General features: G+C 75.2%; 2 protein-coding genes. One reads left to right on the plus strand and one right to left on the minus strand.

Annotated features, from left to right (window positions below; genetic code table 11):
- On the plus strand, positions 1-718 hold a 718-nt coding region (locus EAO70_RS03665; RefSeq protein WP_148001582.1), incomplete at its 5' end, for an MFS transporter.
- Here the strand turns inward: EAO70_RS03665 and EAO70_RS03670 are convergent.
- A partial coding sequence (locus EAO70_RS03670) for a class E sortase (protein WP_148001587.1) occupies positions 715-1,227 on the minus strand: 513 nt, incomplete at its 5' end. The genes EAO70_RS03665 and EAO70_RS03670 overlap by 4 nt on opposite strands.

Here is a 1,227-nt window from a genome sequence, read left to right on the forward strand (position 1 = left end):
GCTCACCGCCCTCACCCTGGGCCGGGACGGCTGGCTCCACCCCCGGGTGGGCCTCCTCCTGCTGGCCGCGGTCGCCCTGACCGGGCTGTTCGTGCGGGTCGAGCACCGGAGCCGGGCCCCGATGGTGGACCTGGCGCTGCTGCGGCGGCCGGCGTTCCTCGCGTCGACGCTGGGCGCACTGTTCACGGGGCTGGCGGTGATCGGACTGTTCAGCGTGGTGCCCGCGCTGCTCCAGGGCGGGGCGGGGATGTCGCCCCTGGGCGCGGCATGGCTGTTCGTGCTCTGGTCGGGCACCGCCTTCGTGGTGGCCCTCCAGACCCGGCGGCTGGCGGGCCGTGTCCCCGCCCCGTACCAGCTGGCCCTGGGCTTCGCCCTGTCGGCGGCGGGGGTGCTGGCCCTGCTCGGCGGTCTGGAGGGACCGGCCGGCTCCTGGCCACGCCTCCTCCCCGGCCTCCTGGTGGCGGGCGCGGGCAGCGGCCTGCTCAACGCCGCGCTGCCCCGCCTCGCGGTCGACTCCGTACCGCCGGAGCGGGCGGCGATGGGCTCGGGTGCCAACAACACCGCCCGCTACATCGGCTCGTCGGCCGGCGTGGCCCTGATGCTGGCGCTGGCCACGACGGACCCGGACAGGGCGGTCCTGGCCGCGGCGGCCCTGGCCGTAACGGGCGCGGCCCTCACGCTGGCCCTCGGCCGACGGGAGCGCGTCGCCTCTCGCTAGCGGACGAGTTTCGCCCAGACGACCAACCGATAGGCGCTGCTGAACTCGGGGGTGCAGGTGGTGAGCGTGAGATAGGCGCCGGGCTCGTCGTACCCGTAGGAGGGTTTGACGATCGACCGGGGCACGGCCCGTACGACCCCGACGTCACGCGGAGCGGTCTGCCGCAGGATCTGGTCGACGCGGTAGACGTACGTACGCGCACGCGTGCGCACGGACACCTCGTCGCCGGGGACGAGCCGGTTGACGTACCGGAAGGGCTCGCCGTGGGTGTTGCGGTGCCCGGCGAGCGCGAAGTTCCCGGTACGGCCCGGGGCGGCGGTACCGGGGTAGTGCCCGACGTACCCCTTGTCGAGGACGGACCGCTTGGAGATGCCCCGGGCGACGGGGACGGTGAGGCCGAGACGGGGGATACGGAGGACGGCGAAGGCGGCGGAGGGCGGCGGATCGCCCAGGTCCTCGGCGAGGACGGCGAAGGCGGCGGAGGGCGGCGGATCGCCCAGGTCCTCGGC

Origin of the sequence: Streptomyces sp. adm13(2018), from assembly GCF_008042145.1 — a bacterium.
GTDB lineage: Bacteria > Actinomycetota > Actinomycetes > Streptomycetales > Streptomycetaceae > Streptomyces.